This window comes from Paenibacillus aurantiacus, assembly GCF_042431225.1.
In the GTDB taxonomy this organism is placed as follows: Bacteria; Bacillota; Bacilli; order Paenibacillales; family Paenibacillaceae; genus Paenibacillus_Z; species Paenibacillus_Z aurantiacus.
The window spans coordinates 137,139-155,412 of sequence record NZ_JBHMDO010000029.1 but is presented as its reverse complement, the minus strand read 5'-3'; the positions used below and the strand labels follow the sequence as shown (position 1 = coordinate 155,412).

The following is an 18,274-nucleotide window of genomic DNA, read 5'->3' as shown; positions in this document are numbered from 1 at the left end:
GCAAATGCTACGAGTTTTTTGGCGTGATCAAACGAGGAAACATCCCCAACCTCTGCAAGATTTGGATAGGCAGGAACAAATAACAAAGAGAAAGGCCTTCGCTGTTTTAGCGAAGGCCTTTGTAGCAATACCCAGACGTAATGCGCCTTTTGTCAATCCGGCACATACATGTACCTTCCTGCCCACTTATTTCTCCCATCGCTTGGTGTGATTGAGAATCACTTTGACATGCAGCTTACCCTTCATGATGGGACTATCGGCCATATGTAGTTCGAATGTTGCTTCCCCGAATGACCCGCTCTTCGCCTTCAACTTGAAAGTTGTGCCATCATTCAATATCTCGCTCAGCACATTGGAGTTGCTCAACGTATCGCCCGATAGGAACAGATATGGCGTGTTAGGAACCTTTGGTTTCAAGATGATCTCACTGAAAGCTTGAACGGCAACGTTATTCGGCGTAAATATAATAGCTTCTTCGTTCTCAAAATCTTGAACATTGGGGTCGATCTCATAGGTGACGATGAGTGGCTGCAATTTATACATAATTGCTGCATTACGAACATTGTCAATCATCGAGCGGTTAGGGATATTCTCTAGAATATCACCGCTTACCGGGTCTCCCTTGTAACGCGTCACTAACATGCCATCCTTCACATAATCTAAAAGGTACATGCCATGTTCGTTTCCATAGAATTGGATATCGTACCCTTCACTAGCTGGTTCTCGTTTAAGTATGGAGATCATCTCGTCTGGTGTAAGAATTTGCATGGTATCGATCATATAAAGATTATCAACAATGCCTCCGCTAATATTGTCGTATACGTTTCCGGTCTCGCGATCAACAATATATCCCTGCGTTTCGCCCACATCGTCAATAAAGCTCAAGAACGAATAATTGCCGTCATCGACTATTCCGGTATATCTGAAACTGTTCTTAAACCCGTTAATGCGCTGATCAAGAAGCTCAAAAGCGTGGTCTTTGCCGTATACTCGCATATTCGCATACTGCCCTTGTGACAAGTATGCTTCATCGAATCGGACATAGTAGAATGGAGCATCACCTTGGCTAGAAGTCGAAATATAGCTAATACTCAGCTTACCGGATACGAAGGTAATCTTCTGTGCTTCGTTCTCCCGCTTGCCGACCCATGTTTTTTCAACTTTTGATGTCGGTTTCAACCGTGAGATGTCTGTTATGTCCATATCTGCAGTTGCACCACCTAGATCCGGCAAAGGCACGTCGGACTTGTCTGGCCGTATGATCAGAGCAAACGGATGAACGATTTGAGACGCCGGTCCGTTTTCATACAAAACGCTTAGCCCGTAAGGATTGAGTTCTGCGGATTGAAAAGCGATAGAAGACCAAAACACTTTAGCTTTCGACCAACGAATTTTGTTCGTTTCAGATTGGTTTAATTCTGCTGGCGTTGATTGCAACAACTTCTCTAGGTCCGGATATATGGCTAATTTAACCGATTGTTCAAGTGACCCAGATTCTAGAAACTAATGCCTAGGAATTTGCGGTTCCATGGCCGGTCTACCGCACTTTATCTCGGTTCACTTTCAGTTTTAGCTTTCCTTCTACGCAGTCTGTCACCGACTTCAAGACACGTTCACCTGCGCGTTTGCTTGCCACGAAGATGTTAAAATCGTCTGCATAGCGGACGAATCGCAAGCCTCGCTTGGTCACTTCTTTGTCCTGGTCATCCAGTAGGTTGTTCTCCAGGAGCGGACTCAGCGGACCGCCTTGCGGCGTTCCTTCTTCGGTTCGCTCAAATGGTCCATCCGCCATGACACCTGCGTTCAGGTAGGATCGGATCAGTTTCAGGCTTCGTTTGTCCGTTACTTTCCGAGCGACTCTGGCCATCAGCATGTCGTGGTTGACCCGGTCAAAGAATTTCTCCAAGTCCATGTCGACGACCCGTCGAAGGCCGCTCTGAATATAGCGTTGCGCTTGCTTTACCTTATCATGGGCTCGTTTCCCGGGGCGGAAGCCGTAGCTGTGCCAGGAAAAGTGAGCGTCGAAGATCTTATTCCACACTTGTAAAAGTGCCTGTTGGAGAAAGCGGTCCATGACGGTCGGGATACCCAGCAGCCGCACGCCGCCTCCGGGTTTGGGGATTTCCACCCGTTTGACTGGCGAGGGTCTGTAGGTTCCACTCCGGAGTGCGGCTTTCACCGCTTCCCAGTGTGTCTCCAGGTAAACTTGTAGATGCGCTACCGTTACGTCTTCCACACCGGGTGCTCCTCCATTCTGAACCACTCGCTTGTAGGCGAGCCGAAGGTTGTCTCCTTCGAGAATTCGTTCCAGCAGTTCCTTTTGGTCTTCGCGAGCGGAAGAAGCGACTTGTGCCGACGAAGAACTCGGCGCTCCGGCATATCCTGACGGCTTCACCGCTTCTCTTTGCCGCAAGCTCTCTTACGAGATTTTCTGCTGTCTTTGCTCTTCATACGAACGCATCGGTATCCACCCTCATTTCGGTTCGGTCCTTCCGGTTTCCGTACGTCCCGTATTCCGGTACTATGACCTCTGCTGACTCCTGTGGATTCAGCGCGGCTTCTCAGCCGCGGTTACGAAGTGACTTCGCGTTTTCCGCAGGCCTCCCCAGATAAGAACGTCATCTTTCTGCCGCAACCACTGGAGTTTACAGAGATAGCCCTTGGCGACTTTGGATTTCGTCATGTAGTGGTGACTCATCCGACTAGCCCTGCCTCGAATCCAGTTCGTGTACCTTGGCCCGTGCATTTGCCTCCAGCTTCCTTCAGATTCCACCTCGCGATGGACACCCTTGCTCTTTGCTAACGGTAGGCGTTCGCCAGCCCCCGCTCGGGACTTTCACCCTAGAGATGACGCCCATGCTGGGCGTACACCTAATAAGGCACCCTCGATGATATCGAGAGTGCCTTATTTATCCTGATCCGGTTGTTTCTTCTGCGCTTCCTGCTTGCGAATAATCTCGAGCTGCTTTTCCGTATACGTGACTCTGACGTCATTTGTTGTTACTATGAAACGCTTAACGGGTTCCTTTGTCGAGAAGGAACTTGTATTCGCCCGGGAAGTCGCTGAGCGGGACGATCGTCGCGCCGCGGCATTTATTACTTTTAATGCGAGCAATGAGAAATGCTGAAATCTTACTGACAAGCTCCTTGTTCTGCAGCAAAGCAACCAGGAAGGCTAAGGTTAGCCCCTGTCCCCAGCCTTGCACTCGTTTCTTCGAAATAACTTTATAGTCGTCTGCGGTATGCATAACCGCTGTCCCAGCCGATACGTTACGTACTGAACCGTCTTCATCGATGTTGGCCAAGATCCCCTCATAGGCTTTGGCAATGGCGTTCTGATGCAGCGGATGACCGTTAATTACGATCGCGGCCGCAATGCCTGCGGAAGCGGATGTCTCTTCATATGAAGTCTCATCATTCAGCACGGTGCGCCAAAGCCCTTCCGAGGTCTGCAGCCTAACCAATGCACTCAGTTGATCGCAGAGCGCGCCGCCGATCTGCATCCATGCCGGCATGAAAGGATTCAGCATTTTATATGCTTGCGACATCGTATAGGCGGCCCATGCGTTCGCCCGTCCCCAATATATAGCGGACAGATGATCCTGCCGGATATTGTCCCACGCATGATAGAACAGATTGGTCTTCGTATCCTGCAAGTATTCTTCATGCCAATAGAACTGATTCAGGGCATCGTCGATATAGGCCTTGTTGTCCATTTTAAATCCAAGGCGAAGCAAGAAGTATGCGGCCATAAACAACGTATCCGCCCACGCCTGCTCTGGGAAATCGTTCTCGGAGGATACGGTATGCTGGAAGACGCCCTCCCCGAAACGAATCGCATCCTTGCGAAGGTACTCGGCCTTGGAGATCGCCAGATCCAAGTACTTCGAATCGCCGGTTGCTTCGTGCAAGGTCAGCATCGTATGTCCCATCGCACAGGAGTTGACCATGAAAGGCGGCAGGCCGAGCTCCAGATATTCGTCAACCCATTTAACCAGAAAATCAATGTAATCTTGGTTGCCCGTGACTTCCCATGCTTTGGAGATGCCGTAGTAGGCGACCCCGCAGGACCAGTTCCAAGTAAAATCGATATTCATCGTTCTGCGAACGACGCGGTCAATTAGTTCTCTGACTTCAGTCTCGTTGCACTCAAACTTCCGCATCCCCTATTTCCTCCAATATCAAAGAATGACTTCTACCGTCTATTATATATCAAACGCTGCAATTTCACAGTAATTCAAAAGAATAAACAATCACAATCAAATGAAAACGGAATAATTCAATCATGCTATATCTGAAGCTTAACGCGAATGCAAAAACCTCTGACCGTCATGGTCAGAGGTTTTGGGTCTAGTTGCTTTGGAGAAGCCGTCTGGTTACGAACGATGCTTCGCATGCTTTATTGTTCAGTTGGATGACTTGGCCCGTTTAACTGAAGTTGATAAAAGGCGAGGTCCAGCCACGTGCCGAATTTGTAGCCCGCTCGCTTAATAACGCCGGAATATTCAAATCCAAGCTTCTCATGGAGCTTGATGCTCTTCTCGTTGGAAGCGTCGATTCCAGCAACAAGAGTTGCGTATTGTCTGCGGTTGGCAATATGGATGAGTGCTTGGAGCAGCTTCGTTGCAATACCTTCCTGACGTAGCTCCTTATTCACATATACCGAATGTTCAATGGTGTACTTATAGGCCGGCCATGCTCGAAATGGACCGAATGTCGCAAAACCCGCAACCTGATTATTTTTCTCGAATACAAGTACCGGGTACCCATCCTTCTGCTTCTTCTCCAACCACCGCTTCCGATCTTCAAGTGTGTGAACCTTATAGTCATACACCGCGGTTGTATTGGCAATGGCTTCGTTATAAATTTCGAGAATACCATCCAGGTCGTGTCCAGTAGCTTCCCTAATCATCGCTGCTGTCATTCCTTTCGTATTATGGTTGTCTCCATTAGTGTATCAACCAACATCGTTTTGCGTAAAATTGAACTTATGATCCGTTTGCCATAGAATGAAGTTATAGCACGTACAACGAAAGCATGGTGTCCAAATGACTTTCCAACAAATGCGGTATATCGTGGAGATTGCCAAATCCAACTCGATCAGTAAAGCTGCTTCCGCGCTTTATGTGACGCAGCCCAGTATAAGCAAAGCGATAAAAGAGCTGGAACAAGAGCTCGGCATCGTCATTTTGGATCGCAATAATAAAGGAGTCGTCTTCACGAAAGAAGGGACGGAGTTACTGTTCTATGCGAGAATGCTCCTCGAACAGATGGAGTCCGTCGTCTATCACTTCAATAAGCAAGCTGCAGCCGAAACAACGAAATTGTCGATTTCATCGCAACACTTTAGTTTTGCCATTGAGGCTTTTGCACGTCTCATGAACCGGCTGGCGAATCGCAGTTATGAGTTGAGCCTCCATGAAGGACATGCAATCGATGTCATTGAAGAGGTGTATTCGGGCAAAAGCATGCTCGGCCTCCTATCGCTGACAGATTTGAACCGAAGCTTTTTTCAGCGCTATTTTGTTACAAAGTCACTAACCTTTACCTCCCTCTCTTCCATGCGGCAGCATGTATTTCTGCGTCAGGAGCATCCTCTAGCTCATCTCGCAACCCTTTCATTGGAACAATTGAGGGATTACCCTTATCTAACCTATCAACAGGGTGATGTCCTTCTCCATTTGGCTGAGGAAGCGATCCGGATCGATGATCTTAGACAAGTCGTCTATGTGAAGGATCGAGGGACCATGAATGATCTTCTCTCCACTACGGATGGATACAATCTCGGAACAGGCTGTATTGTGGAGAACTTTATGAATGCGAACATAAGGGCCATTCCATTGAATGAAGGCTATGAGATTCAAGTCGGGGTCGTGAAACGAAAGGATACTTTTCTGACAGAAGAAATTGCAACGTATATCGAGTTCTTATCGGAGGCTATAGAAAAGTCGAGACCGAGACCCTGGAATTTATGATATACTAAGAACAAATGTTCTTGAATGTTCGGAGGGAGGTCGCATTGACTTGGTAAAACAACCTACACACCCTTTGATTCGGCAAAAGACGGCTTTACCCATTGAGAAAGTGCGCGAGATTGCAGAAGCGATTTGCCATTCTTACATGGACCGTGAACGTATTTTAATCACGGTAGGCGGCTCGTATAGTAATCGAACGTACGAAGGAGTCGTCGGGAAAATTGACCAAATTCATAATCGCCTCAGCGTGGGAGACCAGTGGATATTCTTTCACGACATCATCGATGTTGCCCGCATGGACGCCTGATTTCCCTCATCAACGATCCTTCTCCTCAGCAGTTCATGATACTCGTATTGTGGTGGATTTCTTCGTTAGACAATCTATCGAATTGGAAGTTATCCATTCCTTCCACAGATTCTGGGAGGCCGCAGAAAAACACAGCAATTTGAGCGGCATCTGCAAGCTCTCTAATCCAGTGAGCTATATTGGTCATCATACGGCCAGTATCTATATCTATCCAATGTTGAACATCATCGAACACAATCATTCTCGTTCCATTCACATCGATCAGCTGGGAGATTCGATCCGTCAGTTCGCCTGGATATGCTTTGGGAGCCTGCAGAACGCCGTATTGTTCAAGAATTTTCAAAGCCATAATCTTTGGGGTCGGCCTGAAAGGCGGTACCGGTACGCGTAGAATGGGGATATGGTTTTCTTGTTTTGCGCGCCGATGATGTCCCTCTGGATCGAGGGAATTTCCGTTTTGGAAAGTCATGGTCTTCTACTCCTTCACTGCTACATTCGTGATACCATCCTTATCTTTGACCGGTTTCGAGACTTTTATACCAACCTTAATAGATTAGGCTCCATATCATCTTTCGTTCTCTATGTCATCTCATAGTCAGATTGCGTTGCAAATATGTCGACACCAAAAATGCTTACCATTGGAAAACCAACGGTAAGCTTCTGTTACGCCAATCAGTGCTGCAACCTTATGTTTGATTTGATTGCCGGTCTAGCTCTAGCCACGTCGTAAAATCCACGCTGCTTCAGGAAATGCTGATGAGCGCGGAAGCGATGAGGGATCTGTTTGAATCGGCCATCTTGGCGGATCAAACGGAATTTTTCAAGCTTGCTGCCGCACCCGGCAGGCTTGTCCGTCGTGAACGGCAGATGGCTCAAGGCTGCGTAAGCTTCCAAGAAAAGCTTCCCTTTGCGGCCGATCGCGTCATGTACGACATCCGGATAGGCCATTTCGCGACGTACCCACTGATTGTTCTCCATAACATAACCAGTAATGCGTTGATCCTCTGCCCGCACATCCTCGGGAATGAAATAATAGAATTGAACATCATGCATTTTGGATACAGCTGCCAGCGCGTACTTCTCAATTGTATCTATTCTTCCCAGGCACATCATTCCTATGGTGATAGCGGCTGGGTTCACTATGGCGGCCTCCAAGTCTGTTGATTTACCTGGCGACAGATATCGACATATTGTCGAGTGTTCTGTATGCTTGCAGCCGATGTAAACACTGCCATCCTCGTCCGGCTATATGAAATGGCAGAACAAAAAAAGATGACCCCTGTGCTTCACAGGAATCATCTGCGCCTTTCGCCATCCCCACTAACGGAATCGTATTCCGTATCCGCTCCCTAGCCGATTACCGGCCATAAGATAGCCCTTTGCGCTTTGCTGCAAAGACGTCTGTGCTTCATAGAGCGAAGGATCTTCGCACACGCGGTTGAATATCCGTTCCTCCGCTTGCCTTGCATCGCGGTCCACTTGGTAGACGACGAAGTTCTTCTGGAACTTCAGAATGTTCGAGGTCGGCGGCAACACTTCGCTAAGCTGCGGATCGAGCAGCCAAGACTGGCATACGAAGATGGAAGGAATGCCGCGGAAGAACGTTTTCGCCATGTCGAACGAACGCTCTGCGCTTTGCTCATCCAGCGGTCCGCCTTCCGGGATATGAACGTTGAGCGCCAATTCTCCTCTGCCGAGCGTTCTTCCCTCCGCTCGTACCCCTTGTTCCAGCGCGATCGGCTGGAATTGCAAACGGCCTAGCCGAAATAATCGCAGTCGCACATGCTCCTGCAGCCATCCGTATTCTTCGATGCCATAGACGCCGAAATCCCGGTAACACTTCTTGCTCCATATTTGCAGATCGGAGAAGGTGTCGAAATAAATATCGTCCGATATGCCGCGGACCTTATATTCTGCATAGGCATCCACGGCTAATCTAGCGAATAGGGCTAACAACGTCTCCCGGTAGGACGGTAATAGCTTCACACTGTCAAAGAGAGCAGCCCTGTCACTAATAAACTGCTGTTTTCGTTGTTCATAGCGTTGATCATCGATAAGAACCCGACGGATCGTTTGACGGGCGCCTTCCTCCAACTTAATTCCTTCGCACAATTGCTCTACGTTCATATGCAGCCCTCCTTCAAACCAACCATACGCTTCACCAAAACGACTTTCTTGGCGGCAAAGGGTCCCGGCTGCCCATCATCCGCTGCACCAGCTTCTCCATTAACTGCTGCTTCTTCTCTCGGTAGACCGGATCGAAATAGCGATTGCGCCGCTCTTGCGGATCTTGTTCCAGATCGTACAACTCCCCGTATGCCTCCCCCTCGAACACGATCAGCTTATCGTCATCCGTCCTCATGCACACGGCATGAATGCCGCGGTCTCGCGCATCATAGGCCGTAACGGCGGAATGCCGAACGGCACTCGCCTCTCCTCGGATTACCGGCATTTGCGATCGGCCTTGCACGCCGTAAGGATGCTTCTCGCCAATTGCCTCGAGCAGCGTTGGCACGATATCCACATTCTCCATGAGGGCGGTCGTGCGATGACTGCTCCGTATGCCAGGTCCGCGCATAATAAGCGGCACCCGGGTAAGCCCCTCATAGAACCAAGGTCCTTTATACATCAACCCGTGGTCCCCTAGCAGCTCGCCGTGGTCGGCGGTGAAGACGATCAGGAGATCATCGTCCATTCCCTTCGCTTTCCAAGCCTCCCGAATACTGCCGATCTGCCCGTCAATAAACGTAATCATTGCATAATAGTTCCGGATTAATCGGCGCAGATGCGTATCGCTCAAGCTATGGCGCTCCCCGCCGCCCGGCCAGTAGTCCCCCTTCTGGCCAGAAAGGTGCTCGGGCCGCAATCGGTCAGGTCCTTCTTCCGAACGAGGTAAAGGAATGTTCGTCTCTGCATATACCTGCGCATAAGCGCGCGGCGGATTGAATGGATGATGCGGATCCACGAAGCTCGTCCACAGAAACAACGGACGATCTCCGGCATGCCGCTCGATGGCGTCAATGCTTTGCTCGGCGATCCAATACGTCTGGGTCAATTCTTCGGGCATGTCGCTTTCCCATACGTCGCCCTCCGCATCGGCGGTACGGCAGCGGTCGCGCAAGAAACGCTCCGCCCATTCGGGATTTTGCTCGCGCAGCCAATCTACATAAGGGCCGATTCCGTTATCCTCGGAGATCCGATGTTCATCGAAGCCGTAATACGTGCCGTCCGTGACACGGCCCCGATCGCGGGTTTCGGGATTCTCCGCATCATTAGAGAAGCCGGACTTGCATTGGGGACGAAAATGCATTTTGCCCACTCCCGCCGTGCGGTAATTCAGCAGCTTCAAATGGTCGCAGAGCGTCATCTCGTCCTCCGCAAGCGATACGCCGATATTCCATGCGCCGTGGACATGCGGATAACGTCCGGTGAAGATGGACGCCCGCGAAGGCGTGCAGACGGGACTTGCGCAATAGGCGCGTTCGAACACCGTCCCTTCTCCCGCGAGCGTATCCAGCGCAGGCGTAATCACGTTGCGGTCCTCGAATCCGATCGCATCCGCTCTCATCTGATCCGTTGTAATGAGCCAGATATGGGGTTTGCGGCGTTTCATAGCAGCCTCACCTCCTTCAGGGATGGCAACAGGCCATTCAAGAAGGGAGCTCCCGCCGTGAATGGCCTGCATAAACTTATTCGATGCCTTCTTCTTTCGCTTTCGCATTCACTTCTTCAATCATCTTGTCGAGACCTTTGTTCTTATAGCCGTCCACGATCTTCTGCCAGGTTTGATCCGCGGGCTCCTTCGACAGCATGACGTTCAGCAGATCGTCGTGATCGAAGATCGTAAAGCTGTCCTTGGTCGGCGTCGACATGTAGGTCAAGCGGATGTCGTAGTCCGGCACCTTCGTGTTCTTCAGCAGCCAATCGACGTAGTTCACCGCTTCTTGACGGATGCCTTCATGGGCGATGGTCGGATTATTCATATCGTACGTATCCGCGGTTTCATAGGCAACCAGGTTCTTCAGGAAACCGGTAACCGGGTATTTATCGATGATCGGCGTCGAATCCAGCATGACCTTCTTGTCGCCTTCTACCTTGTAATCCACGCCTTCTTTGCCGTACGTGAGCAGCGTCTTGCCTTCCGGAGAGAGCACGTAGTCGTAAAGCGCCAGAATGCGCTCCATCTTCTTCGGATCAATGTCGGCATTGAAGTAGCTCTCCGACCAGTACGTCTTAAAGATGGCGTGACTCCGCTGGCCATCAGGTCCGACGAGCGGCTTGAGCACTTTCACGCTCTGGGTCATATCCTTATCCGGATAGCTGTTCGACCAACGCTTATTATAAATCTCGAACATTTTGATAAATCCGCCGCCGCTGATCATTGCCGCCGATTTGCCCGAGGCGAATTTATCGCTGGCGATCTCCGGGCTTGTCAGGGCGATGTCCGGATCGATCAGTTTCTTGTCATACATATCCTTCATGTTCTGCAGGGCAGGCACCGCGTTCTTGGAGAATACGGCCGGAATGAATTTGCCGTCTTCCTTAATCCACTTGAAGTCCGCGCCGCTGCCGTCGCTCGTCGCCACGGGGTTTCCGTACAGCCAGAAGAAGCCGCCGATCATCTTGACTTGCGCCGACGTGAGGCCCGTAATCTGCTTGCCTTCCGGATCTGCCTTCACGATGGCGTCCAGCATCGTCTTGAACTCGTCCCACGTCTCCGGCTCCTTCGTAATGCCGGCCGCCTGCGCCAAGTCCCAACGATACATGACGACGCGGTCAAGCGCGCTCCAGTCGACCGTCGGGAACATCCTTCTCGGGATCGTGTAATGCTTGCCGTCCACGGCCAGACCTTCAATGTCCGGTGCTTTGAAGTATTCCGCCAAGTTCGGATAGTTCGCCAGATCGGGCAGCGGAGCGACGACGCCTTGCTCGATCCACTTCCGTTGGTATTGCGTGCCTAGCGCGTCGATCGCGAACACGTCGGGGAGCTGTCCCGACGCTGCCCACATTTGAATCTTCTGGGCATAGTCGTCCCACGTCGTATTGACCGGCTTAATTTTAAGGTTGAATTTATTCAGCACTTCCTGCGCGATTGGGTCCTTCTCGAGTTTGGCGAGTTCCGATTCCACATCCCAGAACGCGACGGAAATTTCCATCGGATCCTTATATGGATTCTCCTCTCCGTTTGCCCCTGAGTTCGCCGCTTCCGGCGACGCGTTCTCTGCAGGCTTCTCATTCCCGTTACCGCTGCAGGCCGCTAGCGATCCTGCGAACAATGTCATGCATGCCAAGGTAATGCCGAACTTCTTAAATCCTTTCATCGCTGAATCCTCCCTTTGTTATTGTGATGCATCTGGTAGTGTAGGACAAGCATCTATATGATTTTTCTTATCCTTTAATGGAGCCGACCAGAATCCCTTTAGCGAAGTGTTTCTGCAGGAAAGGATAGACCAGCAGGATGGGGATACTGGAGACGACGATCGTCGCCATCTGCAAAGCCGGCGTGTATACTTTGCTGTTGTCATTATCGGCCGCTTGCTGCGCGAGCGTGCTCAGCAATCCATTACTCGTAATGAGGGTCTCGCGCAGATAGATCTGAAGCGGCGTCTTACTGGCATCGCTGATGAAGATCAACGCATACCACCATTCGTTCCAACGCTCAACCGCATAGAATAAGCCGAAGGTCGCGATGAACGGCGCGGAGATGGGCAGTACGATTTTGAATAGGATGTACAAATCATTGGCGCCGTCGATCTTCGCGGATTCCTCCAGACTTTCCGGCAGCGTGCCGAAATAGTTCTTCATGATGATCAAGTAGAACGTGTTGATCCCCGCCGGAATAATCATGACGAGCAAGTTGTTGACCAACCCCAGCTCCTTAACAACCAAGTAGAAGGGGATAAGCCCGCCGTTGAAAAACATCGTGAACAGAATCAGCGTCAGCATGCCGTTGCGGCCAGGCATGCCCTTCTTGGAAAGCGCGTAGGCGCCTGCGACCGATATCGTCATGCTGAAGAGCACGCCGACGACGGTGACGATGATCGTATTGGTCGCCGAGCTCCAAAACTTCGCATCGGACATGATCACCTTGTACGGCGTCAGGTCGAAGGATAACGGTAGCAAGTAGAGATTGAACTTGCTGATGACTTCGAATTTGGCGAACGATATAATGAGCACGTTATAGAACGGAAAAAACGTGATGAGGGACAGCAGTCCGAGCAGGATATACGCGGATATATCGAAAATGCTCAGCCGCTTTCTTTTCCCTGCCTGCGCTATTTTCATGACTTGGGCACCTCCTGGCCGTAGTTTAGTAGAGTCCTTCTTCGCCCATTCGCTTCACGATCGTATTCGCGGCGACGAGAAGCACGAGACTGATGACGGACTTGATGAGTCCGGCTGCGGTCATATAGCCGAAGTCGCCGCCAATCTGGAAGGAAGTCCGATAGATGTAAGTATCGATAACGTCGGCAACCGGATAGACGGGCGAGCTGTACAAGTTGAAAATCTGATCGAAGCTGGCACCTTGCGACAGCAGCTGGCCCACATGAAGGATAAGCAGAATCGCCACCGTGCTCTTGATGCCCGGCCAAGCGATGTGCAGCAAGCGCTTGAACCGGTTCGCCCCGTCCATCTCCGCCGCTTCGTACAGCTCGGGGTTAATGCCCGCCAGCGCGGCTAAGTAAATGATCGAATCCCAGCCGATCTCCCTCCACATATGCGTGATGTAGAGCAGAGGCCGGAACGATTCCTTGTCCGTCAGCGGGGAGATCGCCTCGAACCCGAACACCATTAGCAATTGGTTCATCACGCCGTCGCGGCTCAAGATGGAGGTGATGATGCCCGCCAGCACGACCCACGAAATAAAGTGAGGGAACGTCAGCACCGTCTGGAAAAACCGCTTCGCCGTCCTCCGAGAGAATTCATTCAATAGGATAGCCAGCAGAATCGGCGCGGGGAAATTGATGAGCAGTTTCATCAAGCTGATTACGATCGTGTTCTTGAACGCCGTGTGGAAGTCCGAGTCGGTCAGTATGTTCTTAAAATGATCCAACCCGATCCACGGGCTGCCCAGAATGCCTCCTCGGTAATCGAAGGTCTTGAACGCCAGCGTCACGCCGTACATCGGCGCGTAGCTGAACAGCGCGTACCATAGCAGAACCGGAAGCACCATCAGGTAGAAATATTTGTATTGCAGCATCGTCTTCCATAGCGTCCTCTTCGGCTTCCGAACGTTTGCCTCGCCGTACATCCCATGTCACTCCTTGTTTTGCGTTTTTGCGTAATTACGGGGAAAACCGTTCGCATGTTTAGTATAAATGGGACGGAAGACACTGGGTATGGACGCAGTTACTCTTCCTTTTGGACTACATTATGAAAGTGCTTCCATGGCATTCCGTTCGCATAATCCGACATAGTAGCCATACAATTGTCCATAGTAATGAGGACTATTGATTGCGAAGTAAAAAGGTTGGCGCATCTATGCGCCAACCTTCTTCGTTACTTGACGAGCCCTGCCCGATACTCCTCCGCATGCAGCGGGCCGCCTTCCTTCATCACCGTCCATAACGGATCGACGTCGCAATCCATCGTCGCCATCATCTCGTCATGCCATTCATTAAGCAAGTAGACGGCTTCCTTGCATACATCGCGCCGCTCCACAGCCACATTACGTTGTTCATAGGGATCTTCCTTCAGATGAAACAGCATCTCCTTCGGAAAGCCGTGATAGCCGTCGTGATAGGAACGGATATAGAGCCAATCCTGAAATCTGACGCTTCGCTGACAGACGTGGGCGCATTGCGTCAGGACGAGATAATCCCTCCCCGCGTCGTCCGCGCCCGATAGGATCATATCCGCATAGCTGCTGCCGTCCCAACGGGCAAGACGACGCGCGCCTACGAGCTCCGCCAACGTCGGGACCATATCAAGATGGTATCGCAAACCATCGTTCTTCGCGCCCCGCGCGCCTCCCGGCCAGCGGAAGATCATCGGAATGCGGCATGTCCCCTGATCCGCAGTGCCATGTTCGGAATAGATGCCCAGCTCCCCCATATTCTCCCCGTGATCCGCGCTAATGAGAATAGCCGTCTCCTCCAGGACGCCTTGCCGCTCTAGAAGCGCCAATACCTGCCCGATATGGTCATCCATATAACGAATCGCACAATCGTAATGATCAATGATGTGCCGGATATCTTCGTAATTCTCGATCTGCCTGCCATGCCGGCTCCATCTGCCATAATGCGACTTCGCCAGCGAATTCATATGCGCGATGCTATGCTGCCCCTGCTTCTGCAGATGGGCCTGGAACACCTCCTCCGTAAGCCACTCCGGAAGGGGGGCCTCCGAGAAGGGGTGTCCGTATGGATCCGGTACCCGGTATGGCGTATGGGGGTCCCAGAAATTCAGATGCAAAAACCATTGATCCGATTGTCCGTTATCCTCCAGCCACTTTAGCGCAGTCGGCAGCACCTGATGCGCCGATTCCAACCCATTCTCGCCAATATTGTGAACCTCGTGGAAGCCCGCGTTGAAGGTCCAAGCGGAATGCCGGTCGGCGAACGTGCTAATCGTCGCTGTCTTATAGCCGGCTTCGCGCAAGACAAAGGGAAGACTTTCCCGCTTCAACCGGTCCTCGAAGCCTCGGCTCGGCCCATCCCGCCTCATATCTGCCGCCGTGCCGCCATGGCCCGCTAGTCCGGTGTGTATACCGAATCTGCCCGACATTAGCGCGGTGCGGGAAGGCGCGCATGGCGCGTCGGAACAATAATAATTGGTGAAGACTACGCCTTCCTGCGCAATGCGATCGATGTTGGGCGATGTATTACGATGGTATCCATAGCATCCCAAATGGTCGGGACGCAGCGAGTCTAGATCCAGATATAGTATTCTCATGCCGAATCGGCCTCCTTTTTGTTTGATAGTGATCGCCTGATCTAGATACCGGCAAGAACGGAAGGCGTGGCGATCATATGCCACAAAGCAACGCTGATGACCTTCGTATCGCTTTCCTCGCGGGCATCGAAGGGAAGCAGCGGTCTCTCAAGTTCTTCCAGTGTACGAACCTCCCCTCTCGCATACTGTCCGATCCGATAGATTGCCGTGTCGAGGCGCTGTTTCAAGCCGCCCATGCGCAGATCGAACACGTCGAACCCGAACATGACGTTCTCCTTCATCCACTGCGTCCGGTAAGCCTCCATGAATCGGTCGCATCGCTGCTTGAGCTCCGGCAGCAGCGACTCGGCGTAAGCTATGAGCGCTTCCTTGTCGCCCCTTCGGTACGCTTCCCGAATCTCGATCCCCGCCGACGACTTCAGCGCGAGCAGGCTGCACAGCGCGGCCTGCGTCTCGAAGAGGGCGCGCCACTGCGGATTGCGTCCCGCCGCCGATTCCAGGTATGAGGCGCTCCTATTGTAATGTTCCTTATAGGCCTCAGGCAGCACATGCTTGTCGAACAGCCCGTACAGCACATCTTGGTACAGCAAATATTTGCTCGGGTTGACTTGATTGCCCATGGATGTGCCCGGAAGCGGATTATCGGGGACGAGATTAGCGAGATCGAGGGACATGAAATCGTGGTAGTCGCCCCCTGCGCATGTCATGAACCGCTCCTTGAGCATGCTTTCGTCGCTCGTATTCTTGTAGCAAAGCTCCGCCCAGAGCTGCAAGGTCGGGAGGACCGCGAAGAAGGAGCATTCGGCACCATTGTCGCCCCACGCCGTTACCAGCGTCTCGCGTATGCCATTGGCGACGCAGCTCTCGTGAGCCATGATCCCGATATGCCGGCTGAACGCGTTATTCGGGGCGAATCCCATCCACTTCCATGCGCCGCCGGCGAAGACGATATTGTCGCTTAACTGCTTGTGCTTCCTCATCATGCCTTCGTATTTCGCGGCGTCTTCCGAATAATAATCCCAGTAGACCAGCTTCAGATCCTCCGGTATCTGGGCCGCGATTTCCGCTCTGATCGGGCTATCCGGATCGTAGTAGTCGCCGCCGCTCGCAAGCCGAAAGAACATGTCGCTCCACATCATCGGCTTGTAGCCGTATGCGCGGGCGATGTCCATCACCTTGGCGAAGTGCTTCATCATGAGCGTCGACCGATCATGGTAACCGTGCTTGTCCAAATACTTGCCCAGCCCCATCATATGCGCTTCATCCATCCCGATATTGATGCTCCGGCTTCTCAGGTTGTCCGCCATCGTCTTGAACATGGATTCGATCAGCTCGTAGGTCTTCGGTTCGTCGATGAGCAGAATATCGTTGCAATCCACCAAATCGCGATGCGCTGCCCACTTCAGCGCAGGTCCCAGATGGGCGAGCGTCTGGATACAGGGGACAAGTTCAATGCCGAACATCGCCGCATAGCGATCCATATGCTTCCATTGCTCCGTCGTATAACGCCCTCGCAAATAACCAAAATACGGATAACCCTCCATCTCGTAGGTATCCTCCGTGTACAGCTGCACCGTCGTATAACCCATGAGCGATAGCCTGCGAATGGCGGTCTTGAACGCATCCATGTGAAGGACGGCGTTGCGGGAGCAGTCGATCATCACACCCAAATTGTCATACAGCGGCGTCTCCTGCAATCTGAACGGCTTCCCCTTTCGGATCCCCTCCACCGTCAGTCCAAGCGCCCGCATGAACTGGGGGCCTCCTCCGCAGGAGACAATCGCCTCATGTCCGTCGTATTGAATGTCAATGCCGCCGCTACCCGATTCGTATCGTAGGGGGATGCCTTTGTCGGACAAGACGATATGCAAGCTGCTTGCCGCTTCGGATACGGCCTGCCTTTGTTCTTCCGTTAAACCTGTTATATACATCTCCATCGCTCTCTTTCTCCCTGCCGCTGAGTAAAATCGCGCCGTGCTTCCTGCATACCATATGCAGGAAGAGGCATCCCCCGCAAGTTACGGGGAATGCCTTCGCTTGCGTTGCGCTCTCTAACCTTGTCCGCGCCGATCCTCGCCAGCGCATCCTCGTGAATGGATACCGCCGCATCCCGTATGGCTGCAGCCAGCCATTCCTCGTACTTGAGATCCATCAGCCGAAACCGGATCTCCTCCTCGACCTCGTCCTGCGGGACATAGCCTCCCTCTTCTCGGGCTATGCACTCCAAGACGGCATAACCATCCGGCACGACGATCACGTCGCTTATTTCGCCAACCGCAAGCGTATCCGCCCACTCCGTAATGTCCGCGAAATACTTGCGATTGTTTCGTTCAGCGGCTTCGTCGAATCGCTGCTCTTCGACAATCCAATTCCTTGCGGCGGCCGCCTCCGCCAGTGAGCCCCTTTGCTCGGCATCCGCTCTAAGCGCTTCCGCCGCCTCCCTCGCTGTTTCTTGCGAAGAATGGGAGATGGGGAGGACCACTTTGCGGATTGTGACGCGATCCGTCTTTTTGAAATGAGCATCGCGGTTTGTATGGTAGAACGATTCGATCTCGGAAGCTTGCAAACTCAGCTTATCGGCTCCGAGCGCGTCTTTGAGCTCGATAGCCAAATTGCTCATCATATGGCGGTAATAGTCATCTTCGCTAAACTCGATCGGCCCGTAGATCACTTCGTCTGCCTGCACGGCTGCCTTTCGGCGCTCGTTCTCCTGCTTCCATTGCGTCACGAACTGCCCGTATTCGATCGGCGTATCGATCCCGAGCCGGAGCGCTTCCGCCTGCTGCACCTTGATGCGAATTACGCGGTCGAGCGCTCGCTGCTTCAGTACGTCGAGCGGAGTCTCGCCGTCGAACGTCTGCTGCCAAAAAGCGTCCCCATACACGGCGCCATGCTTAGATTGAAAAGCTTGAATGACCGTTATTCGCTCCTGCGCCATGGCCGCTTTGAACTCCATCTCCGCCACGTCAAGACCGTTGACAACGGCGATCGAAGCTGCGGAGGTCGCGTTACCGCGATCGAAGCCGATTCCGATGACCATAATGGCAAGCAGGCACGCCGTTCCCGCCGCAACCGCAAGTTTGTTCATGGCGATCAC

The 18,274-nt window shown here is 52.1% G+C and carries 15 protein-coding genes and 1 pseudogene; 2 read left to right on the top strand and 14 right to left on the bottom strand.

The window, feature by feature from the left end; all coding sequences use genetic code 11:
* Positions 1-186: 186 nt before the first annotated feature.
* The 4 genes and pseudogenes from ACFFSY_RS17955 to ACFFSY_RS17940 all read right to left on the bottom strand — a co-directional run bounded on the left by ACFFSY_RS17955 (position 187) and on the right by ACFFSY_RS17940 (position 4,912).
* A complete protein-coding gene (locus ACFFSY_RS17955; RefSeq protein WP_377496486.1) occupies positions 187-1,440 on the bottom strand; it encodes a hypothetical protein in 1,254 nt (417 codons plus the stop codon).
* A gap of 59 nt (positions 1,441-1,499) precedes the next feature.
* Positions 1,500-2,413, bottom strand: a pseudogene (gene ltrA, locus ACFFSY_RS17950) (group II intron reverse transcriptase/maturase); the annotation flags it as partial.
* 601 nt (positions 2,414-3,014) lie between these two features.
* Positions 3,015-4,163, bottom strand: coding sequence for a glycoside hydrolase family 88/105 protein (locus ACFFSY_RS17945; protein WP_377496484.1), 1,149 nt, complete (start codon positions 4,161-4,163; stop codon positions 3,015-3,017).
* Positions 4,164-4,399: 236 nt separating this feature from the next.
* Positions 4,400-4,912, bottom strand: coding sequence for a GNAT family N-acetyltransferase (locus tag ACFFSY_RS17940; protein ID WP_377496482.1), 513 nt, complete (start codon positions 4,910-4,912; stop codon positions 4,400-4,402).
* 136 nt (positions 4,913-5,048) lie between these two features.
* Here ACFFSY_RS17940 and ACFFSY_RS17935 point away from each other — a divergent pair, with 136 nt between their 5' ends.
* Positions 5,049-5,975: a LysR family transcriptional regulator gene (locus ACFFSY_RS17935; RefSeq protein ID WP_377496480.1), complete on the top strand. Its 927-nt coding sequence runs from the start codon at positions 5,049-5,051 to the stop codon at positions 5,973-5,975.
* Between the two features lie 49 nt (positions 5,976-6,024).
* Positions 6,025-6,282 (top strand): YolD-like family protein, encoded by a 258-nt coding sequence (locus tag ACFFSY_RS17930; protein WP_377496478.1) that lies wholly within the window; start codon positions 6,025-6,027, stop codon positions 6,280-6,282.
* 25 nt (positions 6,283-6,307) lie between these two features.
* Here ACFFSY_RS17930 and ACFFSY_RS17925 read toward each other — a convergent pair whose 3' ends face one another.
* The 10 genes from ACFFSY_RS17925 to ACFFSY_RS17880 all read right to left on the bottom strand — a co-directional run bounded on the left by ACFFSY_RS17925 (position 6,308) and on the right by ACFFSY_RS17880 (position 18,265).
* Positions 6,308-6,751: a TniB family NTP-binding protein gene (locus ACFFSY_RS17925; protein WP_377496476.1), complete on the bottom strand. Its 444-nt coding sequence runs from the start codon at positions 6,749-6,751 to the stop codon at positions 6,308-6,310.
* A 203-nt stretch (positions 6,752-6,954) separates the two neighbouring features.
* On the bottom strand, positions 6,955-7,422 hold the full coding sequence (locus ACFFSY_RS17920; RefSeq protein WP_377496474.1) for a hypothetical protein: 468 nt from the start codon (positions 7,420-7,422) through the stop codon (positions 6,955-6,957).
* A 180-nt stretch (positions 7,423-7,602) separates the two neighbouring features.
* A complete protein-coding gene (locus ACFFSY_RS17915) occupies positions 7,603-8,409 on the bottom strand; it encodes an acyltransferase domain-containing protein (RefSeq protein WP_377496472.1) in 807 nt (268 codons plus the stop codon).
* 31 nt (positions 8,410-8,440) lie between these two features.
* On the bottom strand, positions 8,441-9,895 hold the full coding sequence (locus tag ACFFSY_RS17910) for a sulfatase family protein (protein ID WP_377496470.1): 1,455 nt from the start codon (positions 9,893-9,895) through the stop codon (positions 8,441-8,443).
* 76 nt (positions 9,896-9,971) lie between these two features.
* On the bottom strand, positions 9,972-11,603 hold the full coding sequence (locus ACFFSY_RS17905) for an extracellular solute-binding protein (RefSeq protein ID WP_377496468.1): 1,632 nt from the start codon (positions 11,601-11,603) through the stop codon (positions 9,972-9,974).
* Between the two features lie 67 nt (positions 11,604-11,670).
* The gene (locus tag ACFFSY_RS17900; protein WP_377496466.1) at positions 11,671-12,567 is read right to left on the bottom strand and encodes a carbohydrate ABC transporter permease; all 897 of its coding nucleotides are present in this window, start codon (positions 12,565-12,567) and stop codon (positions 11,671-11,673) included.
* Between the two features lie 25 nt (positions 12,568-12,592).
* Positions 12,593-13,534 (bottom strand): ABC transporter permease, encoded by a 942-nt coding sequence (locus ACFFSY_RS17895; protein WP_377496464.1) that lies wholly within the window; start codon positions 13,532-13,534, stop codon positions 12,593-12,595.
* Positions 13,535-13,782: 248 nt separating this feature from the next.
* Positions 13,783-15,177, bottom strand: a complete 1,395-nt coding sequence (locus ACFFSY_RS17890; RefSeq protein ID WP_377496462.1) for a sulfatase family protein — start codon at positions 15,175-15,177, stop codon at positions 13,783-13,785.
* A gap of 41 nt (positions 15,178-15,218) precedes the next feature.
* Positions 15,219-17,114, bottom strand: a complete 1,896-nt coding sequence (locus ACFFSY_RS17885; protein WP_377496460.1) for a beta-N-acetylhexosaminidase — start codon at positions 17,112-17,114, stop codon at positions 15,219-15,221.
* Positions 17,099-18,265, bottom strand: a complete 1,167-nt coding sequence (locus tag ACFFSY_RS17880; RefSeq protein ID WP_377496458.1) for a peptidylprolyl isomerase — start codon at positions 18,263-18,265, stop codon at positions 17,099-17,101. The genes ACFFSY_RS17885 and ACFFSY_RS17880 overlap by 16 nt, the downstream gene beginning before the upstream one ends.
* Between the last annotated feature and the right edge of the window lie 9 nt (positions 18,266-18,274).